Raw genomic sequence first — 21,344 nt, forward strand, 5'->3', positions numbered from 1 at the left:
TCCCTTGGCCTATGTAGAGCAATACCAGGAAGCGTATGGCGCCGGCGAATATGCCGCCGCCAGCGCTTGCGCGGCAGTGCTCAGTGTTGCCGAAGAACAACAACATCTGGTGGCGTACTCCCCTTTGGTGAAACGCATCGTGCGCCAGCTCAATTCGCAGGTGTCGGGCGCCATCGACCGCGACGACATGGAACAGATCGGCCTGATGGGCTTGCTCGAAGCCTTGCGCCGCTACGGCGTGCCGGACCAGTCGTTCGGCAGCTATGCCAGCCTGCGCATCCGCGGCGCCATCCTCGATGAATTGCGGCGCCAGGACTGGCGTCCGCGCGCCGTGCGCCAGGAAAGCCACCGCCTGCGCGACAGCGTGCGCGCCCTGACCCGGCGCCTGGGACGCGAGCCGCTGGAAGCGGAAATCATGGCGGCCCTGAAGCTGACGCCGGAAGCCTTCCAGGAGTACCAGCTGGCGGAAAACGCCGAGCTGATCGCCAGTTTTGATGAAGTGCTGCAGGAAAGCCTGGGACAAGCCGACAGCGCACCGAGCCCAGAAGAGCAATTGATGGTGCGGCGCAGCCTGGAACAGGCGCTGCGCACGCTGGACGAACGGGAACAGCGCGTGATCCAGATGTATTACGAATTCGAACTGAGCTATAAAGAAATTGCCGCCGTGCTAGACCTGAGCGACGCCCGCGTCTGCCAGTTGAACAAGACGGCGCTGGGCAAGATGAAAACCATGCTGCAAGACGCATAAGTTTCAGCACTATCCATCAAATTGACGCAGCACAATGACGCAGAAAGGCAGTTGACATGGTAATTATCGGTATCTTAATCGTGATGGGGTGTGTATTCGGAGGCTTCGCCCTGATGGGCGGCACCGTCCACGCGATCTGGCAACCGGTCGAGTTGATCATCATCATCGGCGCCGCCGTCGGCGCCCTGGTGCTGGGCAACCCCAAGCATGTACTCGGTGAAATGCTGCACCAGATGCGCAAGATCGTCACGCACAAGAAGCAAGGCTCGGAATTCCAGCGCCAGTTGTTGCTGCTGATGTATGAACTGCTGCAAACGGCCGCCGGCGGCCTGAAGGCGCTCGATGCCCACGTCGAGGCGCCGCGCGAAAGCGCCCTGTTCCAGCGCTATCCGCTGGTGCTGGAAGAGCCGAAGCTGCTGGCCTTCATCGTCGACAACTTCCGTTTGATGGCGATGGGCAAGATCAACGCGCATGAGCTGGAAGGCGTGCTGGAGCAGGAACTGGAAGCCATCCACGACGAATTGCTGCAACCGTCGAAATCCTTGCACAAGATCGCCGAAGCCATGCCCGGCTTCGGTATCCTGGCCGCCGTTCTGGGCATCGTGATGGCCATGAATTCCGTGGCCGACGGCGCCGATGCGGCGGAAATCTCGGAAAAAGTGGGCGCCGCCATGGTCGGTACCTTCATCGGCATCTTCTTCTGCTACGGCGTGCTCGATCCGATGTGCAACATGATGAAACAGCTGGTGGGCGAGGAAGGCTCGACCATGGAATGCGTGAAGGTCGTGCTGGTCACGCACGTGGCGGGCAAACCGCCCCTGCTGGCCATCGATGCGGGCCGCCGCCTGGTGCAGCTGAACATCAAGCCTAGCTTCGCCCAGCTGGAAAGCTGGATCAATGCGCTGGAAGATGGCGGCGCCGAACAAGAGCAAGGCCAAGGCCGGGGAGGCCGCCGTGCTAAAGCCGCATGAGAAACATGAACAGGCCATCATCAAGCGTGCCGGCCGCAAGCACGACGACGATGGCCATGGCGGCGCCTGGAAAGTAGCGTTCGCCGACTTTTGCCTGGCCCTGCTGTCGCTCTTCCTCGTGCTGTGGCTGATGGCCGCGCGCGAGCAGCAGGCGATGAAGGAAATCATGATGGATGCGTCGGCAGGCAGCCGCCAGGGCGAAGGCCAGGGCGTCATGCCGGAACAGAAAGGCGGCCCGCGCGGCAGCCTGATCGAGCGCTTCCCCATGCCCCGCAAGGGCACGGGCGACACGCGCACGGAAGGCAAGCAGATGCAGGACGGCAAGGCTGGCGCCGCACCGCAAAACCAGACCAAGGTCAGCTACCAGTCGCCGGAAGACCTGCTGAGCCTGTCGCGCGCGCTCGATAAGCTCAGCGATGAAGCGGGATTGAAGAGCAATTTGCAATCCGTGATCACGCCGTACGGCTTGCGCGTCATGCTGCACGACACGGACAAGCAAGGCATGTTCGTGCGCGGCAGTGCCGTGCCGACCGACCGCTTCCGCAAGCTGCTGCGCCAGATGGGCCCCGTGTTTGCGCAAATGGATAACCAGATGCTGATCGTCGGCCACACCGATTCGATGCAATACGCCAATACCGGCTATGAAGGCTTTTCGAACTGGACCCTGTCGGCCAACCGCGCCATGTCGGCGCGCGCGCAATTGTTGATCGGCAGCATGAGTCCGGACAGCGTGCTGCAAGTGGTGGGCATGGCCGACCGCGCGCCGCTGGACGTAAAAAACGCCAGCGCCGGCATCAACCGCCGCATCGAACTGTTAATATTGACGCGTGGCCAGGCTGACAGCATCGCCGCCATGTTCGGCATGGCCGGACAAAAGCCGCAGGGCGAAGAATTGCAAGTGGGCGAACCGGACTCGGGCACCTTGCAGCGCCTGCGCGAGAAACTGGGCTTGCCCGCAAAGAAGGAGCGGGATGAGCATGCAAATTAAGGGCAAGGGACAACGTATGAAAATCTCCTCCGGCAATACCGGCGCTGCCGTACGCAGCAGCGCCGTCGCGCCGGCCGAGGCGATCGCCGAGAACGCGGGCGCCGCCGGCGCCATGGGCGGCTCGTCGGCCGGGGCGGAACTGCAATCGGCCGTGCTGCAACCGGCCATGACCGCCCTGCGCGCCATGCCCGAAATCGACCATGAGCGCGTGGCCATGCTGCGCGATGCGCTGGCCAAGGGCGAATTGCCGTTCGATCCGTCGAAACTGGCAGGCTTGATCCAGCGTTTCCACGGCGGCGAATCGTGACCGCGCCGCGCAAGGGCATCACGCGCCAGGAAGCCATGCGCCGCGTGCTGCAAGGCATGGCGGATGACCGCGCCGGCTATGCCGCCCTGCAAACCGTGCTGGAAGAGCAATTCCAGGCCACCTTGCACCATCAGAGCGCGCAATTGACGGCACTGGCCGACCAGGTCATCGCCGCCGTCGAGCCTCTCGATGCGCGCCGCCGCCAGCGGGTCAGCCTCGTCACTGCCCTGCTGGGCCCGCAAGGCGATATGCCGCAATTGTTTGCGTTGTTGCAAGATGACGCGCGCGCCACCGCCGAACGCGACTGGGCCGCGCTCGAGCAGATGGTGCTCGAATGCAAGCGACTGAATGCCCGCAACAGCGATTTGTTAACAGAGCAGTACAGCATCATGCAGCGCGTGCTGCATGGCGAGGAAGATACCTATGCGCCAGGCTGATTTTTCACAGATGGGCGCCATGGCGGCGACGCCGTCGACGATGGCGACGAATGCCGTGCAAAGCAATATGCACGCCACCCCTGCCACGGCAGGCGCCGGCAGTTTCAGCAACGTGTTCCGGCAAGTACAGGGCGAAGTGGCCCGCTTCATCGAACAGGGCGGCGGCAACGCCACCAGCCTGAACCCGCAAGGCCGCGCCTACCTGGAACAGAGCCAGCCCGTCAATGTGCTGGGCAGCATCAACCAGGGCGGCGAGATCGGCGAAACACAGCAGCAATTCCTCGCCTCGATCAAGCCATGGACGCAGGAAACGGGCGCGCGCCTGGGCGTGGCGCCGGAAATCGTCGCCGCCCACGCGGCGCTGGAATCGGGCTGGGGCCAGCGTCCGCTGCGCCAGGGCACGGGCGCGGACACGAATAATCTATTCGGCATCAAGGCCGGCGGCAAATGGCAAGGCGACGTGGCCAGCAATGTCACCACCGAATACGAGGCGGGCAGCGGCACGGCCCTGAAGAAAACGGAACGTTTCCGCAGTTATCCGGACCAGGCCAGCGCCTTCCGCGACTATGCGCAAGTATTGCTCGACAATCCCCGCTACCGCGCCGCCCTGAACACGGGTAGCGACGCGGGCGCTTTCGCGCAAGGCCTGGCGCGCGGCGGCTATGCCACCGACCCCAACTATGCCGCCAAGCTGACCCAGCTGGCGACGCGTTTGCAGCGCACGGCCGCCGCAGACTGATTCTCTTAACGGCCGGGAAGTTCGGCCGGTTCCACCACGCCCGCATCGACCACCCTGGCACGTATCACCGTGCCGCTGGTGGCGTTGCGCACGCGAATCACCTCGCCCAGCGCGCCCGGATCCAGCGCTTCGCCGGACATGCTCACCTCCACCTGCTCCTTGCGGGCCACGATATTCACCGCACTGCCCCGCTTGATCAACACGGGCGACGCCAGTTGCCCTTGCCGCAGCACTTCGCCGGCACGCAAGCTGCGCCGGCTCGACAGGCCAACGGCGCCGGGCAAGGAGGAAATACTGTCCGGCACCATCGTCACGTCGCGCCGCGCCAGGGTCACGTCGCCCTCCTGCAACGGCGTATTCGCCGTCACGGGGGCGCTCGTCACCGCGACCTGGGCCGTGATGCTGCCGCGCGCCAGCATTTCATAGCGCCAACCGTTGCTTCCAGGACACACTGCCACGAAGCGCATGCGCTGCGCCGAACGGCTGTCCGCCGTTTCCAGCGCGACGGGCGCCGCGCACGCCGGCACGGGGCGCGTGCTTTTGACCACGGCCACTTGAAACTGCGGTTCCAGCAGTCCCGCCGAGGCTGCTTGCTGCACCAATTGCTCGCGCGCCAATTGTTCCACACGCGAAAATATATTGTCGGCTGGCAATTCTGCGCATCCTGCACTACTATATAGGCTGGTCAGTAAAAAGAGGCCCGGAAGCAGTATGTGACGACATTGCGCCTTGTTCCACATCACGGAATAGTTCTCAAAGTAAATCATTGCTAACCTTAATCAAAGATACTGAAGCGGCATGACCTTACCATGCGTCAACATGACCAGGCTGGGATTTTACCTCTGCACCACCTATTTTCTGGCCCGAACCTCAAAAAGCACGATCGAATTCAACACAAAGGATGACCATGGGGATTAATTTCAAGGATGCGCTGGGCGTGCACGCCGATGCACTCGCGCTGCGTGCCGACCGTACACGCGTACTGGCCGCCAACATCGCCAATGAAAACACGCCCGGCTTCCAGGCCATGGACATGGATTTCGGCAGCGCCCTGCAGCAGTTGCAGGACAATGAGGCGGGCCTGCTGTCGACCGATGACGATGCCAGCGCCCTGTACCGCGTCCCCTACCACCCCAGCCGCGACGGCAACACCGTCGAAATCGGCGTCGAGCAGGCGGCGTTCTCGCAGAATGCCACCGACTTCCAGACCAGCCTCACTTTCGTCAACATGAAACTGAAGGGTCTGTCCAAGGCCATTTCCGGACAATAAGGATCAGCATGAGCTTCCAGGACATTTCCAAGATCGCCGGTTCGGCGATGGCGGCGCAAACCGTGCGCCTCAATACCATCGCCAGCAACCTGGCCAATGCCGATTCCGTTGCCGGTTCCGAAGGCGAAACCTACCGCGCGCGCAAGCCCGTGTTTGCGGCCGTGATGGACGGCCCTGGCGCCAGCGGCGCCGGTGGAAGAGTACAGGTCCTCGACGTGGTGCAAAGCGATGAGCCGCTGCGCAAGGTCTATGAACCGGGCCACCCGATGGCCAATGCCGATGGCATGGTGTTCTATCCCAACGTCAATCAGGTTGCCGAGATGACCGACATGATGTCGGCGTCGCGCGCGTTTGAAACAAATGTCGAAGTTCTGGGCCGCATCAAGTCGATGCAGCAATCGCTCCTCAAATTAGGTGAAGCATAATCCATGGAAACCAACCTCTTTACAAATAACACCAGCGGCAGCAATAGCAACAGCAATGCCGTCAAGTCGCAAAGCAATGCCACCCAGGATATGTTCACCAAGTTGCTGGTCGCGCAGATCAAGAACCAGGATCCCCTCGCGCCGACCGATCCGAGCCAGTTCGTCAATCAATTGACGCAGCAGGCGCAGACGGAGGCGATGCAGAATCTGTCGGCGCTGACCAGCGCCAATGCCAGTGTGCTGCAATCGATGCAGGTGCTGGCCCTGGGCGCGCAAGTGGGCTCCGAAGTCATGGTCAACACCGAAACGGTGCAGCTCGACAAGAGCAAGGTCAGCGGTAGCATCGCGCTGGCCGCCAGCACCACCAAGACCACAGTGACCCTGAAAGGCCTGGACGACAAGGAATACAAGATCGAACTGGGCGCCAAGTCGGCCGGTACCGTTCCATTCACCATCGACCCCGTGGCTTTGGGCTTGCCTGCCGGCACCTATAGCATGGCGGTCACCACCAGCGGCGCTGAAAAACCAACGGTCGACATTGCAGGCAAGCTCAACAGCGTGCGCCTGTCGTCCGGCGGCAGCATGATTTTGAGCGTGTCGAACCTGGGCGAAGTCAACCCTGGCGCGATCACCGGCTTTAACGGCAAGACGGCCTGATCCGCTCGCCCCTTCGTTTCCTGCACACTAATCTCGTCCTTCACTAAAGGAAGTCAACATGAGTTTCGACATCGCCCTGTCCGGTATCCAGTCCATCAACCAACAGTTGAACAGCACCAGTAACAATATCGCCAATGCCGGCACCTACGGTTTCAAGAGCAGCCGCGCCAACTTTTCGGCCATGTACGCCGGTTCGCGCGCCACGGGTACGGAAATCGGCTCGATCACGCAAAGCATGTCGCTCAATGGCGGCGTGCTGAACACGGGCCGCGCGCTCGACGCGGCCATCGATGGCCGCGGCTATTTCGTCGCGCGCGATGCGCAGAACACCATGAGCTACAGCCGCGTCGGCATCTTCTCGGCCAGCAATGAAGGCAAGCTGATCGACTCGAACGGCCGCCTGGTGCAGGGCTACGCCGCCGTCAAGGGCAGCACCACCCTGGGCACCATGGGCGACATGAACATTCCGACGGGCCAGATTCCCGCCGTGGCGTCGACCAAGCTGGCATACGCCGCCAACATGTCGTCCGAATGGCCCATCAAGGCTGGTCCCTTCGACAAGACCAACGAACTGACCTACAACAGCGCCAAGTCGTCGATCATCTACGATTCGCTGGGTGCCAAACACGCGCTGGGCCAGTACTTCGTCAAGACGGCAGCGGGCGTGGACGTCCACTACACCCTCGACAACGTCACTGTGGGGCCGGTGACGAGCATGACCTTCGACACCTCCGGCAAGCTGAACATGACCGCGCCGGTCCCGCTGACGCTGGGCACGCCGACAGGCGCCGCGCCGCTGTCGATCGCCATCGACTACACGGGCACCACCCAGTTCGCCGGCGAAGCGAACACCTCGACCGACCGCGCCGACGGCTATGCCTCGGGCACCTACACGGGCGTGGAACTGGCCAACGACGGCTCCGTCGTGGCGAAATACACGAACGGCCAGAAGCAAAGCATCGGCGTGATCGCCCTGGCCACCTTCCCCGACGAAGGTGCGTTGACGGCCGTCAACGATACCAGCTGGGTCGCCTCGACCACGTCCGGCACCGCCATGTATGACCGTCCAGGCGTCGGCATGGCCGGCAAACTGGTGACGAGCTCGCTGGAACAGTCGAACGTCGACATCACCTCCGAACTGGTGGGCCTGATGACGTCGCAGCGTAACTACCAGGCGAACTCGAAGGTCATCTCGACCGAGAACGCCATGCTGCAATCGCTGATGCAAGCGCTGTAATCCACGATACGCAAAGGTAAAGAGCAATGGATGCGCTGATTTATACCGCCATGAGCGGGGCCGACCGTGCCCTGCGGGCACAGCAGGTACACGCCAACAACCTGGCCAACATCGAAACGGGCGGCTTTCGCGCCAACCTGGAAGTGTCCACTGCCCAGCCGTTGCAAAACGGCTATGGCTACGACGACCGCCACATGACGCAGACGCAGTCGAGCGCCATCGGCACGCGCACGGGCGCCATCAAGGAAACGGGACGCGAACTCGACGTGGCCGTCACGGGCCCCGGCTTTCTTGCGGTGCAGTGGCAAAACGGCGAAGCCTACACGCGCGCCGGCGCCATGGATCTCGATGAAACAGGCGCGCTGACCATCAATGGCCGGCCCGTGCTGGGCGAAGGCGGTCCGATCACGATTCCCGAGCACACCAGCCTGTCGATCGGCAGCGATGGCACGATTTCCATCCAAGTGCCGGGCACCGCGCAAATGCAGACGGTCGACAAGCTCAAGCTGGTCAACGCCGAAGCGGGCGAGCTGACCAAGAACGAGGCGGGCCTGATCGTGGCGCGCGGCGGCGAAGACTTGCAAGCCGATCCGACGGTACGCATCCGCGACCGCCACCTGGAAGGCAGCAACGTCTCGGCCGTCGAGGAAATGGTCGCCACCATGAGCCTGAACCGCAGTTTCGAGATGCAGATGAAAATCTTCAAGGCCAGCGATTCCATGACGGAATCGGGCAACCGCCTGCTGGGCGCCTGAGCCCCACGCCAATCTATTACTAGGAGCAACACATGAATCCAGCAATGTGGATCAGCAAGACCGGCGTGCAGGCACAAGATGCCAAACTGCAAGCCATCGCGAATAACCTGGCCAACGTCAACACCGTCGGTTTCAAGCGCGACCGCGTCGTCTTCGAAGACCTGTTTTACCAGGTCGAGCAGCAGCCGGGCACGCAGCGCGCCGACAACACCCTCTCGCCTTCGGGCGTACAGCTGGGTAACGGCACGCACATGGTCGGCACGCAAAAGGTGTTTACCACCGGCAGCCTGCAAACGACGAGCCGCGAATTCGACGTCGCCATCACCGGCAACGGCTTCCTGCAGGTGCTGCGCCCGAACGGCGAAGCGGCCTACACGCGCGCCGGCCAGCTGGGCATCAATGAAAACGGTGTGATGGTCAACGCCCAGGGCTTGCCCCTGGTGCCGCAGATCACCGTCCCGAACAACGCCACGGCCATCACCATCGGCGAAAACGGCATGGTCACGGCCACCGTGCCGGGCAATGTCAACGGCACCCAGCTGGGCCAGCTGAACCTCTCCAGCTTCGTCAACCCGACGGGCCTCTTGGCACTCGGTGAAAACCTGTTCCAGGAAACGGCATCGAGCGGCACGCCGACGGAAGGCCGTCCCGGCGAAGGCGCCCTGGGCAAGCTGAAGCAGTTCGCGCTGGAAGGCTCGAACGTGCAGGTGGTCGAGGAGATGGTCGACATGATCGCTGCCCAGCGCACCTATGAAATGAACACCAAGGTGCTGTCGGCCGCCGACAATATGCTGCAATACCTGGCGCAAGCGGCACGCTGATGACAGTCGCCATGAAAGCCACGGCAGCCATGCTGCTGGTATTGATGGCCGGCTGCGCCAGCCAGCCGGCCGCGCCGGTGGCGCCGAGCTTTTCCGATACGCCGCTGCCCGTGGCGCCGCGCAGCGCTGCGCGCGGCGGCGTGGCCGGCGGCGTGTTCAATCCCGACGCAAGCCTGGACCTGATCTCGGACAGCCGCGCCTTCCGCGTCGGCGACGTCGTCACGGTGGCGCTGCAGGAAACCACGCAGGCCAGCAAGAAGGCGGGCACCTCGTTCAACAAGGGCTCGTCCGTCGGCGTGAAGGCGGCCAATATCCTCGGCAAGACCCTCCCCAAGACGGGCGTCGACCTGTCGGCCGACCGCAACTTCGCCGGCGACTCGACCAGCACGCAGCAAAATGCGCTGTCCGGCGCCATCACCGTGATCGTGCAGGAAGTCCTGCCGAACGGCTTGCTTCGCGTACAGGGCGAAAAAACCCTGACCCTGAACCAGGGCGAGGAATTCGTGCGCCTGCGCGGCTACCTGCGCGCGGCCGACATCGATTCCAGCAACCAGGTCTCGTCCTTGCGCATTGCCAATGCACAGATCGCCTATTCCGGCCAGGGCACCCTGGCCGAAGCCAATACACCAGGCTGGCTGACGCGCTTCTTCGTCGGCCCATGGATGCCGTTTTAAGGTGACCTCATGAAATTTCGTTCCGCCCTGCCCCTGGCAGCCATGCTGGCCGCGCTCTCCGGCTTTGCCCTGCCCGCCAGCGCTGCGCAAGTGCTGCGCAACCTGGTCAGTATCGAGGGCGTGCGCGACAACCCGCTGGTCGGCTACGGCCTCGTCGTGGGCCTGAACGGCAGCGGCGACACCACCCAGGTGAAGTTTTCCAGCCAGTCCGTGGTCAACATGCTCAAGCAGTTCGGCGTGAAGATGCCGGACGGCGCCGAAGCGAAAAGCAAGAACGTCGCCACCGTCATGGTCAGCGCCGTGTTTCCACCAGGGTACCGTCGTGGCCAGGCCATCGACGTCACCGTGTCTTCCCTGGGCGATGCGAAAAGCTTGCGCGGCGGCACCCTGCTGCTGACGCAATTGCGCGCAGCCGACAATGAAACGTATGCGCTGGCGCAAGGCAACGTCGTCGTCGGCGGCCTGAACGCCACCGGCAAGAGCGGCTCGTCCGTCACCGTCAACACGCCCACTTCGGGCCGCATTCCCAACGGCGCCAACATCGAGCGCGAGATTCTCAGCGATTTCTCGACCAAGCCGACCGTCACCCTGAACTTGCGCCACCCGCATTTCGAGACGGCCATCAATATCGTCGAAGCCGTCAACCGCCGCTTTGGCGCCGTCGCCACCACGCGCGATGCCACCAGCGTGGAAGTGCTGGCGCCGGAAAACCCGACCCAGCGCGTGGCCTTCATGGCCAAGCTGGAAGCCTTGAGCGTCGACGTCGGCGTCGATACGCCGAAAGTGGTCTTCAATTCGCGCACGGGCACCGTCGTCATCGCCGAAGGCTTGCGCGTGAAGGCGGCCGCCGTCACGCACGGCTCGCTCAAGGTCGTCATTTCCGAAAGCTCGGCCGTCAGCCAGCCGGCGCCGTTCGGCCGCGGCCAGACCACCGTCACGCCGCAATCGAAGGTGTCCGTCGACCAGGGCAACGGCAATATGTTCAAATGGCCGGCCGGCGCCAAGCTGCAATCGATCATCGACGTGGTCAACAGCCTGGGCGCCTCGCCCGATGACATCATGGCAATTTTACAAGCCCTCGACCAGGCTGGCGCCATCGAAGGCGAACTGGTGGTCATATGATGAATATCAACGACAGCAGCAGCGCCCTGCCCTCGGCGCTCGACGACCGCTCCCCTGCGGCTGCCACGCCGGCCGACCCGCGCTATGCGGCCAAGGCCACCGAGGCGGCCGTCAAGTTCGAGGCGTTCTTCATCTCGCACATGCTGCGCCAGATGCGTTCGGGCACGCGCGAGATGGCGGGCGAAGACAGCGTCTTCAAGGACCCCATCAACAGCGACATGCTGGAAATGGCAGACAACCTGGTGGCCGACAAGGTGGCCGGCCAGCGCGCCTTCGGCATCGCCGACGCCATCCTGCGCCAGCTGCTGCCGGCGGCCGGCGGCCCCGTGGCCGCCAAAAGCACTGTCAATACCGACAATATTGCGGCACCGCTTAATAAATCCGTCTGAAGCGTCGCCTGTACAAGGTAACAACGATTCAATGCTTGCCCACCCGCACGCGCCACACTCTTCACGAAAGAAACTTGCCCAATGAGCATCATCAGCAATGCATTGTCAGGCAGCATCGCCGCCCAGGCCGCACTCAATGCGGCCAGCCAGAACATCGCCAACCTGCAAACGGCGGGCTACACGCGCCAGGGCGTGCTGTTGTCCTCGCTTGGCGCCGGCGTGGGCGTACGCTCGGCCGGCAATGGCGTGGAAGTGTCCGCCTTGCTGCGCTTTGCCGATGCCTATAAAAGCCAGCAAATGTGGCGCGCCGCGTCCGACCAGGGCGCCCGTTCGCAGACCCAGCCTTACCTGACCCAGCTCGAGCGCGTGATGGGCGACGATGCGTCCAGCATCAGCAACGGCATCGACGGCTTTTTCGCCGCCCTCAACGCCTCGGCCGTCGACCCAACGTCGACGCCGCTGCGCCAGCAGATCGTCACCTCGGCCGACGCCATGGCACAGCGCTTCAACAGCATCAGCACCGTCATGGCCAACCAGTTGCTGTCGGTGCAGCAGCAACGCGCAGCGATCGTGCCGCAAGCCAATACCACGCTGGCCAACATCGCCGCGCTGAACCAGCGCATCAGCACCTCCACGGCCGCGGGCACGAACGTGTCGTCGCTGATGGATGCGCGCGACCAGCTGATCGATGGCCTGGCCGCGCAAATGGGTATCGACGTGCTCGACCAGCCGGACGGCTCGCGCAATGTCGCGCTGAAGTCGGGCCAGCCGCTGGTCATCGGCAGCATTGCCGGTACCCTGACCAGCAACATGACGAACACGGGCGACCAAACCCTGACACTCGATTTCGCCAAGTCCTCGTACAACCTCGACCTGTCAGCCATCGGCGGCCAGATGGGCGGCCTGGGCGAGTTCGAAAAAAATACCTTGAAGCCGCTGCAACAGTCGCTGCAAGACCTGGCCACGCAGCTGACCAACAAGGTCAACGCACAGCTGGCCCTGGGCAAGACCATGACCGGCACATCCGGCGGCCCCCTGCTGGCCTACGCGAATGGCAAGCTGAGCATTACTCCCGGCTTCAACGCCAAGGATCTGGCCCTGTCGCTGACGGGTGCGGCTGGCGACAGCGGCAACTTGCAGAAATTGATCGAGATCAAGAATCAGCCGATCACCGTCAGCTGGGTCGGTTCCGTGCTGATGAGCGATGCGGACACGCAACTGGTCGGCAAGCTGGGCATCTACAGCCAGCAGAACCAGGCCTTGCTGAAGACGGCCAACACGGTGCGCGCACAAGCCATCGATGACTGGAAGTCCACCAGCGGCGTGAACAAGGACGAGGAAGCGATGAGCCTGGTCGAATTCCAGAATATGTATCAAGCAAACATGAAAGTCATTTCCGTGGCGAATAGCTTGTTTGACGCCACTTTGCAAATGATGGGTTAAGGAGAAGATCATGCGTGTCGCCAGTAGCCAGTACCAATCGCTGATCAATATTTCGCTTCAGCAAAACCAGGAACGCATCAATTACCTGACCCAGCAGATGTCTTCGGGTTTGCGCATCCAGCTGCCATCGGACGATCCGATCGGCAACGTGCGCATTTCGCGCCTGACGCGCGAGCAAGCCATGGTCACGCAATACCAGGACAATATCGCCACCGTGAAGGTGCGCCTGCTGAAGAATGAAAACTACCTGTCGAGCATGGTCACCGACATGGGCCAGGCGCGCGACCTGCTGGTGTGGGCCGCCGACGGCAGCAATACGCCTGGCGACCTGAATGCGATGACGCAATCGCTGACGGCCATGCGCGACAGCGTGCTGTACACGGCCAACCTGAAGGACCAGGAAGGCCGCTACATGTTTTCCGGCACCGCTACCGATCAGCCCGCGATCAAGTACGACCCGACGGCAGCCGTCGGCTCACGCTACAGCTACATCGGCAATACCGATACGCAGACTGTCGTGGTCGGCAATGGCGTGACACAGGCGGCCAACGTCGACGTGAAAAACCTGGAAGTGTGGCTCAACAAGATCGACCAGGTCGTCACTACCCTCGGCGCGCCGGGCGTCAACCCCAACGATCCGGCCGTGCGCGCCATCGTCAACGATGGCCTCGGCGGCACCGATGATGGCATGGATTTGCTCTCCGGCAAGATCGCCATCTTCGGCGGCGCGCAAAACATCCTCACCACGCTGTCCGGCAACCTGGCCAATGTGTCGCTGTCGAACAATTCGGCTCTGCTGGACTTGAAAAAGACCGACATGGGCGCGGCCGCCATTGAACTGACCGGCTACCAGACGGCCCTGCAGGCAACCTATAAAGCCTACGCCAAGGTTGGCACCATTTCCCTGTTTGATCTTCTCTGACCATCATGCAAATCGTTCAGACTTCCTCCTCGTCCGGCGTCAATGCCAAAGGCGCCGGCACAGCCCGCGTCGTCGATGACGCGTCCGCCGCGGTCAAAGGCGGCGCCAGCGCGCGCAGCGACGCGCCGGCGGCGAGGAGTTCGACGGCGAGCCTGCAGCGTGGCCTGAGCAACTGGGATCACCAGCTGCAGGGAGAAATTTCTAACGCGCAACAAACCCTTGACTACCTGGACCGCAGCAGCAGCCAGCTGCAAGCGCTGAAGAGCGAACTGGCGGCCAAGCTGGCCGCGCGCCAGGGCCGCGAAGGGCAAGTCGAGGCCAGGGTACGCCAGTTCAGCAATACCTGGCGCCAGCGCGCCAGCGCCTCGGGCGGCACGCTCGACGCACAGCTCAGCTATACCAGCCCGCAGGCGGCACAGCAAAACTTCAGCATCCGCGGCCTGACCATGGCCAGCCTGCAGGAAGGCCCACAGGAAGTGCTGGCCTTTTCCGTCGGCGGCGCGAACCAGGCCTTGCGCTCGGTCAACATCGAACCTGGCTTGAGCCAGAGCGAAATCGTTTCCCGCTTCGACCGCGCGCTGATGCCGTCCGGCATCGGCGTCAAGCTGGGCCAGAACGGCGAACTGGTGTTCAGCACCTCGGAAGCGGCCTGGGCCAACGTGCGCGACAGCCTGTCCGTGCGCGGCAGCGGTATCCGCTACCCGACCGGCCAGATGAGCCGCGTGCGCACGGATGCGGAACCGGCCGCCATCGCCCCGGAAGAATGGAATACCGGCGACACGGAAGCCCTGCGCGCCACCTTGCAGCAAGTGGTGCAGGCGCTGGCCCAGTTGCAGGCGGCGCGCAGCTCCGTCAGCCTGGCCCTGGCGCAAGCCACGGGACGGGTGGCCCGCGCGCAACCGGTGCAAGTGCATGTCAGCATGGATACCTTGGCGGAAAACTTCATGGAAAAGGCCCGCCAGCCCGGCTATGAATCGCTGCTGGCGATCAGCTCCGCGCTGGTCGGCATCAGCCGCGAACGCGTCGTCGCGCTGCTGGGCCTGGATTAAAAATGCCGGCCCGCGGCCAGCATTGCACTCAGCTGCTCCACAGGCACCGCGCCTGAAAATACATAACCCTGCGCATAATCGCAACCGGCGGCCCGCAGCAAATCACGCTGCGCGGCCGTCTCCACACCTTCCGCCACCACTTTCAGACCCAGCCCCTGCGCCAGGCTGATGATGGCCGCGCAGACGGCCAGCGCAGCGCCTCCCGCCCCCAGTTCCCGCACCAGCGAGGGGTCGAGCTTGAGTACCTCGAGATCGCCCCGCTTCAGGCAAGCCAGCGAAGTGTTACCGGCGCCAAAGTCGTCGAGCGCCAGCGCCAGGCCCATGGCGCGAAACTGGCGCAGACGGTCGGCCACCGGGGGCGCCTCGTCGAGCAGCACGGCTTCCGTTGCCTCGATGATAATGGCGCCCGGCGCCAGGCCGGCCCGCGCCAGCGCATTGCCCCAGTCCTGGTAGAGCGCGGCATCGCAGCGAAATTCCACGGCCGACTTGTTGATACAGATCTGAAACACGGCGCCATGCGCTGCTTGCCACTGCCGCGCCTGGCTTACGACCTGGCGGAAGACCCACTCGCCGATATCGATGATCAGGCCGTTGGCCTCGGCAAAGGCGATGAAATCGGCGGGCAGCAGCAAGCCGCGCAGCGGATGGCGCCAGCGCAGCAGCGCCTCGGCCCGCTCGATGCTGCCATCGCACAGGCGGATGATGGGCTGGTAATGCACTTCGAACTGATCCTGCGCCAGCGCCAGGCGCATCTCGCGCACCGTCGCGCGGCGCAGGTCGGCCGCCTGCTGCAAGGCCGGCGTGAAGTAGCTGTAGCCGTTGCGCCCCGCGCTCTTGGCCGCATACATGGCCTGGTCGGCATGCCGCAGCAAGCTGTCCGTGGACTCCGCGTCGGCCGGATACAGCGCCACGCCCACACTGGCCGACACGTGCGCCGTGTCGCCATCGAGCACGAAAGGCAGGGCCAGCGCCGTCGTCAGCTCCTGCAGCACGCGCTCGATGCCGCCCAGCTGCCGCACGCCGGCCAGGATGACGGCGAATTCGTCGCCGCCCAGGCGCGCGACCGTATCGCTGGCGCGCACGCGCTCGCTGATGCGCAGCGCCGCCTGGCGCAGCAGCATGTCGCCCTTCTCCTGGCCCAGGCGGTCATTCACCAGCTTGAAATAGTCGAGGTCGATGAACAGCAAGGCCAGGCAACCGCCTTCGCGGCCGGCGTGGCGCACCTCGTGCTGCAAGCGGTCGAGCAACAGGTGGCGGTTCGGCAAGCCCGTCAAAGGGTCGAAATTGGCTTGCCGCCAGAGGCGCTCGGACGCCGTGCGCTGCACCGTGATATCGCTGACCAGCGCCAGCGCCCCCAGGTAGGCGCCGCCGGAGTCGAAGATGGGATTGGTGGCCAGGGTGGCCCACAAGGTGCTGCCGTCACGCCGCAGGAACTTGAATTCGTGGCGCTCGACGATGCCATCCTGGCGCCGCGCAATGTTACGCTCCAGAATGGCGCGCCCCTCGTCATCCATGAAGGCGGCCAGCGGCTGGCCCAGCATATCCTCGATCTGGCAACCGAGCATCTGCGCCATCTTCGGATTGACAAAGCTGGTCAGCGCCTGCGCATCGATTTCCCAGATGCCCTCCTCGGCGCTGTGCACGATGCGCCGGAAACGCTCTTCGCTGCGTTCCAGCGCGGCCAGCTTGCCTTCGGCCTGCTCCAGCACCAGGCGTAGCGCCTGGCCGTTCGGATCGGCGCTGCCCAGCAGGCTGACGGGCAAGCCGGCCTCGCGCGCGCCGGGACGCCGCCGCACCTGCAGCTGGATACGTTCGGGCTCGCTGCTATTGAGCACGCGCTGCACGAATTGCTCGAAATCGTGGCGGAACGCCTCGTGCACATACGAACGGAAAAGCACGTGGCCAAGGCGCTCGCGCACCAGGCCGAACAATTCGGCCGCCACCAGGTTGACTTGCACGATCACGCCATCGAGACCGAGCACGAAATAGGCGACGGGCGCCAGCAGGTATAAATCGTTGAAATAGGCTTGCTCGCGCTCGGCCTTCACCCGTTCAGGGCTGAAGACGCCATCGTCAAGCAAGGGAGTGGCCGGCCACGGCACGGGGTCCTGGCCATGCAGGGAGGAATCAGGAGCTGAGACCGCATGCGGTGTATTGTCCATGGCTATCCTTTGCACCACCGCCCAGGCGATCAGGCGGATGCTGTCCCGAGACTAGCATGCGCAAGGCTCAGTGTCGAGCGATGCATGGCGGCAGCCGGTGCGGCAGCCGCCAGGACGGCTATGCGCGCGGCGACGCTGGGCGCGAGCGGCCGTGCCTGAGCGCGTGCATGCCTGTACGCAGGGCAAGCAGGCAGGCATCGCCGAATAGCGCCGCGCCGCCGTTGATGCGCCGGCGCAATATCCGGGCCGCCATCCGGTAGCGGCCGGAGCGGTACAGCTGCTTGATCAGCCCGCGCGCGGTTGGCGCATGCATTATGGCATCGTCGCACTTGCGCAGGTAATCGGTCAGCTCCGCATCGTCCAGCACTTCGCCAAAGTTGAAAAAACCATGGAAACCGAACGTGGGGCCGGCCGGCATGATGCCTTCGAAGGCAAAGCGGGAGGCCAGGCCCGCATCGGCGAAACGCACGCCGAACTCCTCGCGCAACCGGTCGCCATGCAATTCGCAGATCGCATAGTCCTCAGGATGGGGTTGCGTAATGGCCAGCTGCGGCAAGATGTCATACAGGCGCCGCGAACGCAGCGAGAAGCCGCCATTGCCGACGGCCACCGGGCGATGCGACCACGGTGCGCCGATATAATCGCAGTCGAGGAAAGCGCTCTGCCATTGACGCGCATCAACGATGAAACTGTCCCACTGCATGACGAGCGCATGCGTGCCGCTGAAATGGGCGCCCAGCTCATGCACCATGAATGCCGAATACGCTTCCACGCTCTCAATGGGGGCGATCAGCACCTGGCGTATATGCGGGGGCAAGTCATGCAGGCGGGAAGTGAACAGCAGGCATTCCTTGAAATCGGCGCCGGCCAGGCAGCGCTCGATGGCAAAGCTGGCCAGTTCGGGATAACGCGTTTCCACGCACACCAGACTGATGTCGCGGAGGTCCAGCTTGTCTTTATGCATTACAGGCTTTTCATCGAATGTAGGCGGAGGGCATGCCAGGCGCAGGCATGGCATATTTTGCAACGCCCGCATGATACAGCGCAAACGGGAGCGGGACAAGAGGCATGGAACATGGGGCATGGAGCATGGCCGCCCGGCCCCGGCGGCGCGCGAACGGATCAGCGGCCCATGCCGCGCCGGCGCAAGCCGAAATCATGCCCCACCACCAGCAAGGTGCTGGCCACCAGGCTCGATAGCCCCACGATCAGCTGGATCAACTTATCGTCAGGCAAGATCCACAGCGACCCATCCGGCGCCTCGCAGCCCGTGGCTGCGCTGATCAGGGGAGAGACCCAGGCCGCGTCCGGCGTTACGTCGAGCACGACGGCGCCGTCGGCGCTCGTCTGCATATAGATATCGCCCCCTTCGGCCAGGGTAAAGCAGATGCCCACGCCCGTTTCCGTGGCGCGGATATTGTCCTGCATGCTGCGGTTATGTTCTTCGATCCACACTTCCACGTCGTACGGCGTTTCCAGGTGCTCCCACGGACGGGGGCGGAAACGGGGACGTTCGTCCGCGCCGGCGGGGGTATCGGCGGGGGTATCGGGGATGTTGCTGTCTGCTGCGCCTTGCATGCTCGTTGACCTTTTCTGCGGTGATGCGGCGGGACCGGTTGCCTGCCAGCCGCCATTATCCACCGTTCGCGCCATGCACGGTATTCCCACAGCGAATCCATCAGAAAAACTGACAGCTATCGACTTCAAACATCAGCACACCTGACTTAAAATACGCGCCATCTCTTCTTTACAGGCTTTACATGCAAGGCATCAAACGCAAAATCGTCTACGTCACCGCCTTTGAAATCATCGGCATGGCCATTTCCACGGCCTGGTTGACCCTGCTTTCGGGCGAGTCGCCCACCAGCACGGGGCCGCTGGCGATCATGATCACCACCATCGCCGTGATCTGGAATCTGCTCTACAACACGGCCTTCGAATACTGGGAAATCCGCCAGGTGTCGCGCACGCGCACCGTCTGGCGCCGCATCCTGCACGCGATCGGCTTCCAGATCACCCTGGTCATCTACCTGATCCCGCTGATCGCCTGGTGGCTCGATATCAGCCTGTGGCAAGCGTTCGTGCTGGACTTCGCGCTGATGCTGATCATCCCGTGCTACAGCTTCATTTTCAATTACTTCTTCGACGGCCTGTTCGGCGTGCCCCTGTCGGCGCAGCAGCCAAAGGAAGAAGCCACTGACGTTCAGGCTGCTTCGCTGAGCAACTGAAGAAAGGACCGCGCCGCCATGCCCAGCGGCCGGTCCTTCATCCACACCAGGTGGATGGGCACGACCAGGCCATTGCCCGTATTCTTGAACGCCACGCAGCGCACCCGCCCCGCCGCCAGAGAATGCTGGATGGCCGAGGCGGCAAAGTTGCCCCACCCCAAGCCCGCTTCCACCATGGCCAGCGCCATCGGCAAGCTGTCCGTGCGCCAATAGGACAGCCCCACCACGGGGCGCGCATCGGCCAGGTCGAGTTCGCGGCTGGCGACGATGATCTGGCGCAAATTCACCAATTCCTCGATATACAAGGGCTGACCCGCCGCGCTGGGCGGATGCTGGGTGGAAATAATCGCCAGCAAGGCATCGCTGCCCACCAGCTGGAACTGTTCTTCGTGATTGATGCGCCCGCCAGCGAAAGCCATGCAGGCGCTGATGCGGCCCCGGTGCAGCATGTCGAGCACATCATCCTGCGGCGCCGTCAGCACTTCGATGTCGAGCAGCGGATGGCGCTGCGACAGGGCGCGCACGGCGGCCAGGAAAGGCGTATGGTCAAGCTCGGCCGCGATGCCCAGCGAAATGCGGCTTTCCAGCCCCTGCGACAATTCCTGCACGTGCAGGTGCAACTGCTTCAACTGCTCGGCGATCAGGCGCGCGTGGGGAAGCAGGGCCAGCGCGGCCGGCGTGGGCACGGCTTCGCGCGCGCCCCGGTCGAACAGGGTGATGCCCAGTTCCGCCTCGATGTTGGCCATCGCCATGCTGACGGCCGACGGCGCCCGCCGCAAGGCGCGCGCGGCGGCCGAGAACGAGCCGCCGTCGACGACGGCCAGGAACAGTTCGATGTTATGGCTGGAGAGTTTCATGGGAAGCTGGAAACGGGCGGCGCTTTTCCGCCGCTGGCGATAGAATGAAAGAAATGTCAACAGCAGGAGGAGCCATGACTCGTCCACTTCCCTACCGCCGCGGCGGCTATGTCTCGGAATTCACGCGCTTTATCGACGGCTATCTGCGCGCGCATCCCGAGGCTCAAGCCAGCCAGCGCCTGGGCTGGCGCATTTACTGGGAACGCCCCGTGAATTTCGACGCATGGCGGCGCGCCGGCAACGACAGCGTGCCGGAACCGCCGTATCACTATGACTAGCGTGACTAGCGCTCAGTGCTAACGCTTAACCCTTCCAGGTGCGCTGCAGGCCCGTATCCGCATGGATCCAGCCGCCACGGGGGCCGGAGCGGTAATAGAAGCCCACGCCGCCCTGCTTGAAGCTGCGCACGAGCGAACCGAGCACTTCCGCGTTCAAGTTCGCCACGCGGATGTCGGCGGCGCGGCCCGAGATGTGCAGCGACTGGCGCGCCGCCGGCACGCCCGCTTCGCGCAGGCGGCTGTTCGACTCGGCCGTGCGGTAGCCCGACAAGATTTCCAGCGGCTGCTCGATGCCGTAGCGGGCCACGAACGCCTGCGTGCCCCACAGGGTTTCCAGCAGTTTCGGGTCGATGGGCGCCGTCTTCTTGCCGTTCACGTCGCGCAGCAAGTGGCACAGTTCCTGGTAGGCGGAATCGATGACTTCGCCATCTTTCCAGTACAGCAGCCTGGCTTTTTCATTGCTGGCCGGGCGCACCACTTCCAGGGTGCGGGGCTTGAGCCAGAATTCCAGGTCCAGCGCCTGTGCGTCGAAGATGTCGGGAGGCGGTTCCATCTCGGTGATGGCCGCGCGCGGCTGCGAGGTGATCGAGCGGTCGATGCTGGCCAGTTGCGTCGGCTGGGGCGGCACGCCCGTGCGCGGCGCGCGCGGCTTGGCGCTGGCCGAAGCCGAGGCGGGAGCGGCCGTGCGCGAGGCGCAGCCGATGAGAGGAGTGGCAACCAGGCCCAACGCGGCCAGGCCCATACCATGGTGTAGAAAGTTTCTGCGCGATGCCATAGTCAGTCCAATATAACGATGGGAATACTATAGCGTATTGTGCTGCGAAGAAAAACCCTCATTTTCTATCGTCTCTGCCTGTTTCTCACG

General features: G+C 63.5%; 26 protein-coding genes. 20 read left to right on the forward strand and 6 right to left on the reverse strand.

The genetic code is table 11. The annotated features are described in order from the left end of the window. The first annotated feature begins 4 nt into the window (after window positions 1–4). From O0881_RS27820 to O0881_RS27845, 6 genes are read left to right on the forward strand one after another with little or no spacing between them, the layout of a single operon-like run. Window positions 5–748: a FliA/WhiG family RNA polymerase sigma factor gene (locus tag O0881_RS27820; RefSeq protein WP_077403148.1), complete on the forward strand. Its 744-nt coding sequence runs from the start codon at window positions 5–7 to the stop codon at window positions 746–748. Window positions 749–804: 56 nt separating this feature from the next. Then, entirely contained in the window at window positions 805–1,719 is a 915-nt protein-coding gene (motA, locus tag O0881_RS27825) for a flagellar motor stator protein MotA (protein ID WP_034757817.1), read from the forward strand. Continuing rightward, window positions 1,646–2,707 carry a flagellar motor protein MotB gene (locus O0881_RS27830; protein ID WP_099664387.1) on the forward strand — a complete coding sequence of 354 codons (1,062 nt, stop codon included), beginning with the start codon at window positions 1,646–1,648 and terminating at the stop codon, window positions 2,705–2,707. The genes motA and O0881_RS27830 overlap by 74 nt, the downstream gene beginning before the upstream one ends. Before the next feature lie 16 nt (window positions 2,708–2,723). After that, a complete protein-coding gene (gene flgM, locus O0881_RS27835) occupies window positions 2,724–3,014 on the forward strand; it encodes a flagellar biosynthesis anti-sigma factor FlgM (protein WP_289913905.1) in 291 nt (96 codons plus the stop codon). Continuing rightward, entirely contained in the window at window positions 3,011–3,451 is a 441-nt protein-coding gene (flgN, locus tag O0881_RS27840) for a flagellar export chaperone FlgN (protein ID WP_289913906.1), read from the forward strand. The genes flgM and flgN overlap by 4 nt, the downstream gene beginning before the upstream one ends. Next, complete coding sequence (locus O0881_RS27845; protein ID WP_289913907.1) at window positions 3,438–4,190, forward strand: glucosaminidase domain-containing protein; 753 nt, start codon at window positions 3,438–3,440, stop codon at window positions 4,188–4,190. The genes flgN and O0881_RS27845 overlap by 14 nt, the downstream gene beginning before the upstream one ends. A gap of 5 nt (window positions 4,191–4,195) precedes the next feature. Here the strand turns inward: O0881_RS27845 and flgA are convergent, their stop codons facing one another. Next, window positions 4,196–4,843 carry a flagellar basal body P-ring formation chaperone FlgA gene (gene flgA, locus O0881_RS27850; RefSeq protein WP_289913908.1) on the reverse strand — a complete coding sequence of 216 codons (648 nt, stop codon included), beginning with the start codon at window positions 4,841–4,843 and terminating at the stop codon, window positions 4,196–4,198. Between the two features lie 254 nt (window positions 4,844–5,097). Here flgA and flgB point away from each other — a divergent pair, with 254 nt between their 5' ends. The 12 genes from flgB to O0881_RS27910 all read left to right on the forward strand — a co-directional run bounded on the left by flgB (window position 5,098) and on the right by O0881_RS27910 (window position 14,954). Then, window positions 5,098–5,460, forward strand: a complete 363-nt coding sequence (gene flgB / locus O0881_RS27855) for a flagellar basal body rod protein FlgB (protein WP_034758109.1) — start codon at window positions 5,098–5,100, stop codon at window positions 5,458–5,460. Window positions 5,461–5,468: 8 nt separating this feature from the next. Further along, window positions 5,469–5,885 carry a flagellar basal body rod protein FlgC gene (gene flgC, locus O0881_RS27860; RefSeq protein WP_034757795.1) on the forward strand — a complete coding sequence of 139 codons (417 nt, stop codon included), beginning with the start codon at window positions 5,469–5,471 and terminating at the stop codon, window positions 5,883–5,885. A gap of 3 nt (window positions 5,886–5,888) precedes the next feature. After that, a complete protein-coding gene (locus O0881_RS27865) occupies window positions 5,889–6,542 on the forward strand; it encodes a flagellar hook capping FlgD N-terminal domain-containing protein (RefSeq protein WP_289913909.1) in 654 nt (217 codons plus the stop codon). Window positions 6,543–6,600: 58 nt separating this feature from the next. Continuing rightward, entirely contained in the window at window positions 6,601–7,779 is a 1,179-nt protein-coding gene (locus tag O0881_RS27870) for a flagellar hook-basal body complex protein (RefSeq protein ID WP_289905401.1), read from the forward strand. 26 nt (window positions 7,780–7,805) lie between these two features. Next, entirely contained in the window at window positions 7,806–8,534 is a 729-nt protein-coding gene (locus O0881_RS27875) for a flagellar basal body rod protein FlgF (protein WP_289913911.1), read from the forward strand. Between the two features lie 32 nt (window positions 8,535–8,566). Further along, on the forward strand, window positions 8,567–9,355 hold the full coding sequence (flgG, locus tag O0881_RS27880; protein ID WP_171985002.1) for a flagellar basal-body rod protein FlgG: 789 nt from the start codon (window positions 8,567–8,569) through the stop codon (window positions 9,353–9,355). Between the two features lie 11 nt (window positions 9,356–9,366). Next, window positions 9,367–10,029, forward strand: coding sequence for a flagellar basal body L-ring protein FlgH (gene flgH / locus O0881_RS27885; protein WP_180278556.1), 663 nt, complete (start codon window positions 9,367–9,369; stop codon window positions 10,027–10,029). A 9-nt stretch (window positions 10,030–10,038) separates the two neighbouring features. Further along, window positions 10,039–11,151 carry a flagellar basal body P-ring protein FlgI gene (locus O0881_RS27890; RefSeq protein WP_070219890.1) on the forward strand — a complete coding sequence of 371 codons (1,113 nt, stop codon included), beginning with the start codon at window positions 10,039–10,041 and terminating at the stop codon, window positions 11,149–11,151. Next, window positions 11,151–11,540: a flagellar biosynthesis protein FlgJ gene (locus O0881_RS27895; RefSeq protein ID WP_289913949.1), complete on the forward strand. Its 390-nt coding sequence runs from the start codon at window positions 11,151–11,153 to the stop codon at window positions 11,538–11,540. The genes O0881_RS27890 and O0881_RS27895 overlap by 1 nt, the downstream gene beginning before the upstream one ends. 81 nt (window positions 11,541–11,621) lie before the next feature. Then, window positions 11,622–12,983, forward strand: coding sequence for a flagellar hook-associated protein FlgK (flgK, locus tag O0881_RS27900; protein ID WP_289905403.1), 1,362 nt, complete (start codon window positions 11,622–11,624; stop codon window positions 12,981–12,983). Between the two features lie 10 nt (window positions 12,984–12,993). Then, window positions 12,994–13,905: a flagellar hook-associated protein FlgL gene (flgL, locus tag O0881_RS27905; protein WP_289905404.1), complete on the forward strand. Its 912-nt coding sequence runs from the start codon at window positions 12,994–12,996 to the stop codon at window positions 13,903–13,905. A gap of 5 nt (window positions 13,906–13,910) precedes the next feature. After that, complete coding sequence (locus O0881_RS27910) at window positions 13,911–14,954, forward strand: hypothetical protein (protein WP_289913912.1); 1,044 nt, start codon at window positions 13,911–13,913, stop codon at window positions 14,952–14,954. Here the strand turns inward: O0881_RS27910 and O0881_RS27915 are convergent. The 3 genes from O0881_RS27915 to O0881_RS27925 all read right to left on the reverse strand — a co-directional run bounded on the left by O0881_RS27915 (window position 14,951) and on the right by O0881_RS27925 (window position 18,694). Further along, on the reverse strand, window positions 14,951–17,116 hold the full coding sequence (locus O0881_RS27915) for an EAL domain-containing protein (protein ID WP_289913914.1): 2,166 nt from the start codon (window positions 17,114–17,116) through the stop codon (window positions 14,951–14,953). The genes O0881_RS27910 and O0881_RS27915 overlap by 4 nt on opposite strands. A gap of 118 nt (window positions 17,117–17,234) precedes the next feature. Continuing rightward, a complete protein-coding gene (locus O0881_RS27920) occupies window positions 17,235–18,080 on the reverse strand; it encodes a DUF5672 family protein (protein ID WP_289913916.1) in 846 nt (281 codons plus the stop codon). Window positions 18,081–18,238: 158 nt separating this feature from the next. Beyond that, complete coding sequence (locus tag O0881_RS27925) at window positions 18,239–18,694, reverse strand: hypothetical protein (RefSeq protein ID WP_289913917.1); 456 nt, start codon at window positions 18,692–18,694, stop codon at window positions 18,239–18,241. A gap of 182 nt (window positions 18,695–18,876) precedes the next feature. Between O0881_RS27925 and O0881_RS27930 the strand changes: the two genes are divergently transcribed. Beyond that, a complete protein-coding gene (locus O0881_RS27930; protein WP_099664399.1) occupies window positions 18,877–19,344 on the forward strand; it encodes a PACE efflux transporter in 468 nt (155 codons plus the stop codon). Here the strand turns inward: O0881_RS27930 and O0881_RS27935 are convergent. Then, complete coding sequence (locus tag O0881_RS27935) at window positions 19,320–20,201, reverse strand: LysR family transcriptional regulator (protein ID WP_099664400.1); 882 nt, start codon at window positions 20,199–20,201, stop codon at window positions 19,320–19,322. The genes O0881_RS27930 and O0881_RS27935 overlap by 25 nt on opposite strands. 74 nt (window positions 20,202–20,275) lie before the next feature. On the opposite strand from O0881_RS27935, the gene O0881_RS27940 reads away from it, so the two are divergent. Continuing rightward, complete coding sequence (locus O0881_RS27940; protein WP_289913918.1) at window positions 20,276–20,479, forward strand: DUF3460 family protein; 204 nt, start codon at window positions 20,276–20,278, stop codon at window positions 20,477–20,479. Window positions 20,480–20,504: 25 nt separating this feature from the next. On the opposite strand, the gene O0881_RS27945 is transcribed toward O0881_RS27940, so the two are convergent. Next, complete coding sequence (locus O0881_RS27945; RefSeq protein WP_099664402.1) at window positions 20,505–21,221, reverse strand: DUF882 domain-containing protein; 717 nt, start codon at window positions 21,219–21,221, stop codon at window positions 20,505–20,507. Window positions 21,222–21,344 lie beyond the last annotated feature (123 nt).

The organism is Janthinobacterium sp. SUN100 (genome assembly GCF_030397705.1).
Lineage (GTDB): Bacteria > Pseudomonadota > Gammaproteobacteria > Burkholderiales > Burkholderiaceae_D > Janthinobacterium > Janthinobacterium kumbetense.

Bases quoted from the DNA above. Each gene is read 5' to 3' on its own strand.
- flgB (WP_034758109.1), top strand. From the start codon at position 5,098: ATGGGGATTAATTTCAAGGATGCGCTGGGCGTGCACGCCGATGCACTC.
- O0881_RS27875 (WP_289913911.1), top strand. From the start codon at position 7,806: ATGGATGCGCTGATTTATACCGCCATGAGCGGGGCCGACCGTGCCCTG.
- O0881_RS27945 (WP_099664402.1), bottom strand. From the start codon at position 21,221: ATGGGCCTGGCCGCGTTGGGCCTGGTTGCCACTCCTCTCATCGGCTGC.
- flgL (WP_289905404.1), top strand. From the start codon at position 12,994: ATGCGTGTCGCCAGTAGCCAGTACCAATCGCTGATCAATATTTCGCTT.
- flgG (WP_171985002.1), top strand. From the start codon at position 8,567: ATGAATCCAGCAATGTGGATCAGCAAGACCGGCGTGCAGGCACAAGAT.
- O0881_RS27935 (WP_099664400.1), bottom strand. From the start codon at position 20,201: ATGAAACTCTCCAGCCATAACATCGAACTGTTCCTGGCCGTCGTCGAC.
- O0881_RS27895 (WP_289913949.1), top strand. From the start codon at position 11,151: ATGAATATCAACGACAGCAGCAGCGCCCTGCCCTCGGCGCTCGACGAC.
- O0881_RS27925 (WP_289913917.1), bottom strand. From the start codon at position 18,694: ATGCAAGGCGCAGCAGACAGCAACATCCCCGATACCCCCGCCGATACC.
- motA (WP_034757817.1), top strand. From the start codon at position 805: ATGGTAATTATCGGTATCTTAATCGTGATGGGGTGTGTATTCGGAGGC.
- flgC (WP_034757795.1), top strand. From the start codon at position 5,469: ATGAGCTTCCAGGACATTTCCAAGATCGCCGGTTCGGCGATGGCGGCG.
- O0881_RS27830 (WP_099664387.1), top strand. From the start codon at position 1,646: ATGCGCTGGAAGATGGCGGCGCCGAACAAGAGCAAGGCCAAGGCCGGG.
- flgM (WP_289913905.1), top strand. From the start codon at position 2,724: ATGAAAATCTCCTCCGGCAATACCGGCGCTGCCGTACGCAGCAGCGCC.
- O0881_RS27930 (WP_099664399.1), top strand. From the start codon at position 18,877: ATGCAAGGCATCAAACGCAAAATCGTCTACGTCACCGCCTTTGAAATC.
- O0881_RS27915 (WP_289913914.1), bottom strand. From the start codon at position 17,116: ATGGACAATACACCGCATGCGGTCTCAGCTCCTGATTCCTCCCTGCAT.
- O0881_RS27870 (WP_289905401.1), top strand. From the start codon at position 6,601: ATGAGTTTCGACATCGCCCTGTCCGGTATCCAGTCCATCAACCAACAG.
- O0881_RS27845 (WP_289913907.1), top strand. From the start codon at position 3,438: ATGCGCCAGGCTGATTTTTCACAGATGGGCGCCATGGCGGCGACGCCG.
- O0881_RS27865 (WP_289913909.1), top strand. From the start codon at position 5,889: ATGGAAACCAACCTCTTTACAAATAACACCAGCGGCAGCAATAGCAAC.
- O0881_RS27890 (WP_070219890.1), top strand. From the start codon at position 10,039: ATGAAATTTCGTTCCGCCCTGCCCCTGGCAGCCATGCTGGCCGCGCTC.
- flgH (WP_180278556.1), top strand. From the start codon at position 9,367: ATGAAAGCCACGGCAGCCATGCTGCTGGTATTGATGGCCGGCTGCGCC.
- O0881_RS27910 (WP_289913912.1), top strand. From the start codon at position 13,911: ATGCAAATCGTTCAGACTTCCTCCTCGTCCGGCGTCAATGCCAAAGGC.
- O0881_RS27920 (WP_289913916.1), bottom strand. From the start codon at position 18,080: ATGCATAAAGACAAGCTGGACCTCCGCGACATCAGTCTGGTGTGCGTG.
- flgK (WP_289905403.1), top strand. From the start codon at position 11,622: ATGAGCATCATCAGCAATGCATTGTCAGGCAGCATCGCCGCCCAGGCC.
- O0881_RS27940 (WP_289913918.1), top strand. From the start codon at position 20,276: ATGACTCGTCCACTTCCCTACCGCCGCGGCGGCTATGTCTCGGAATTC.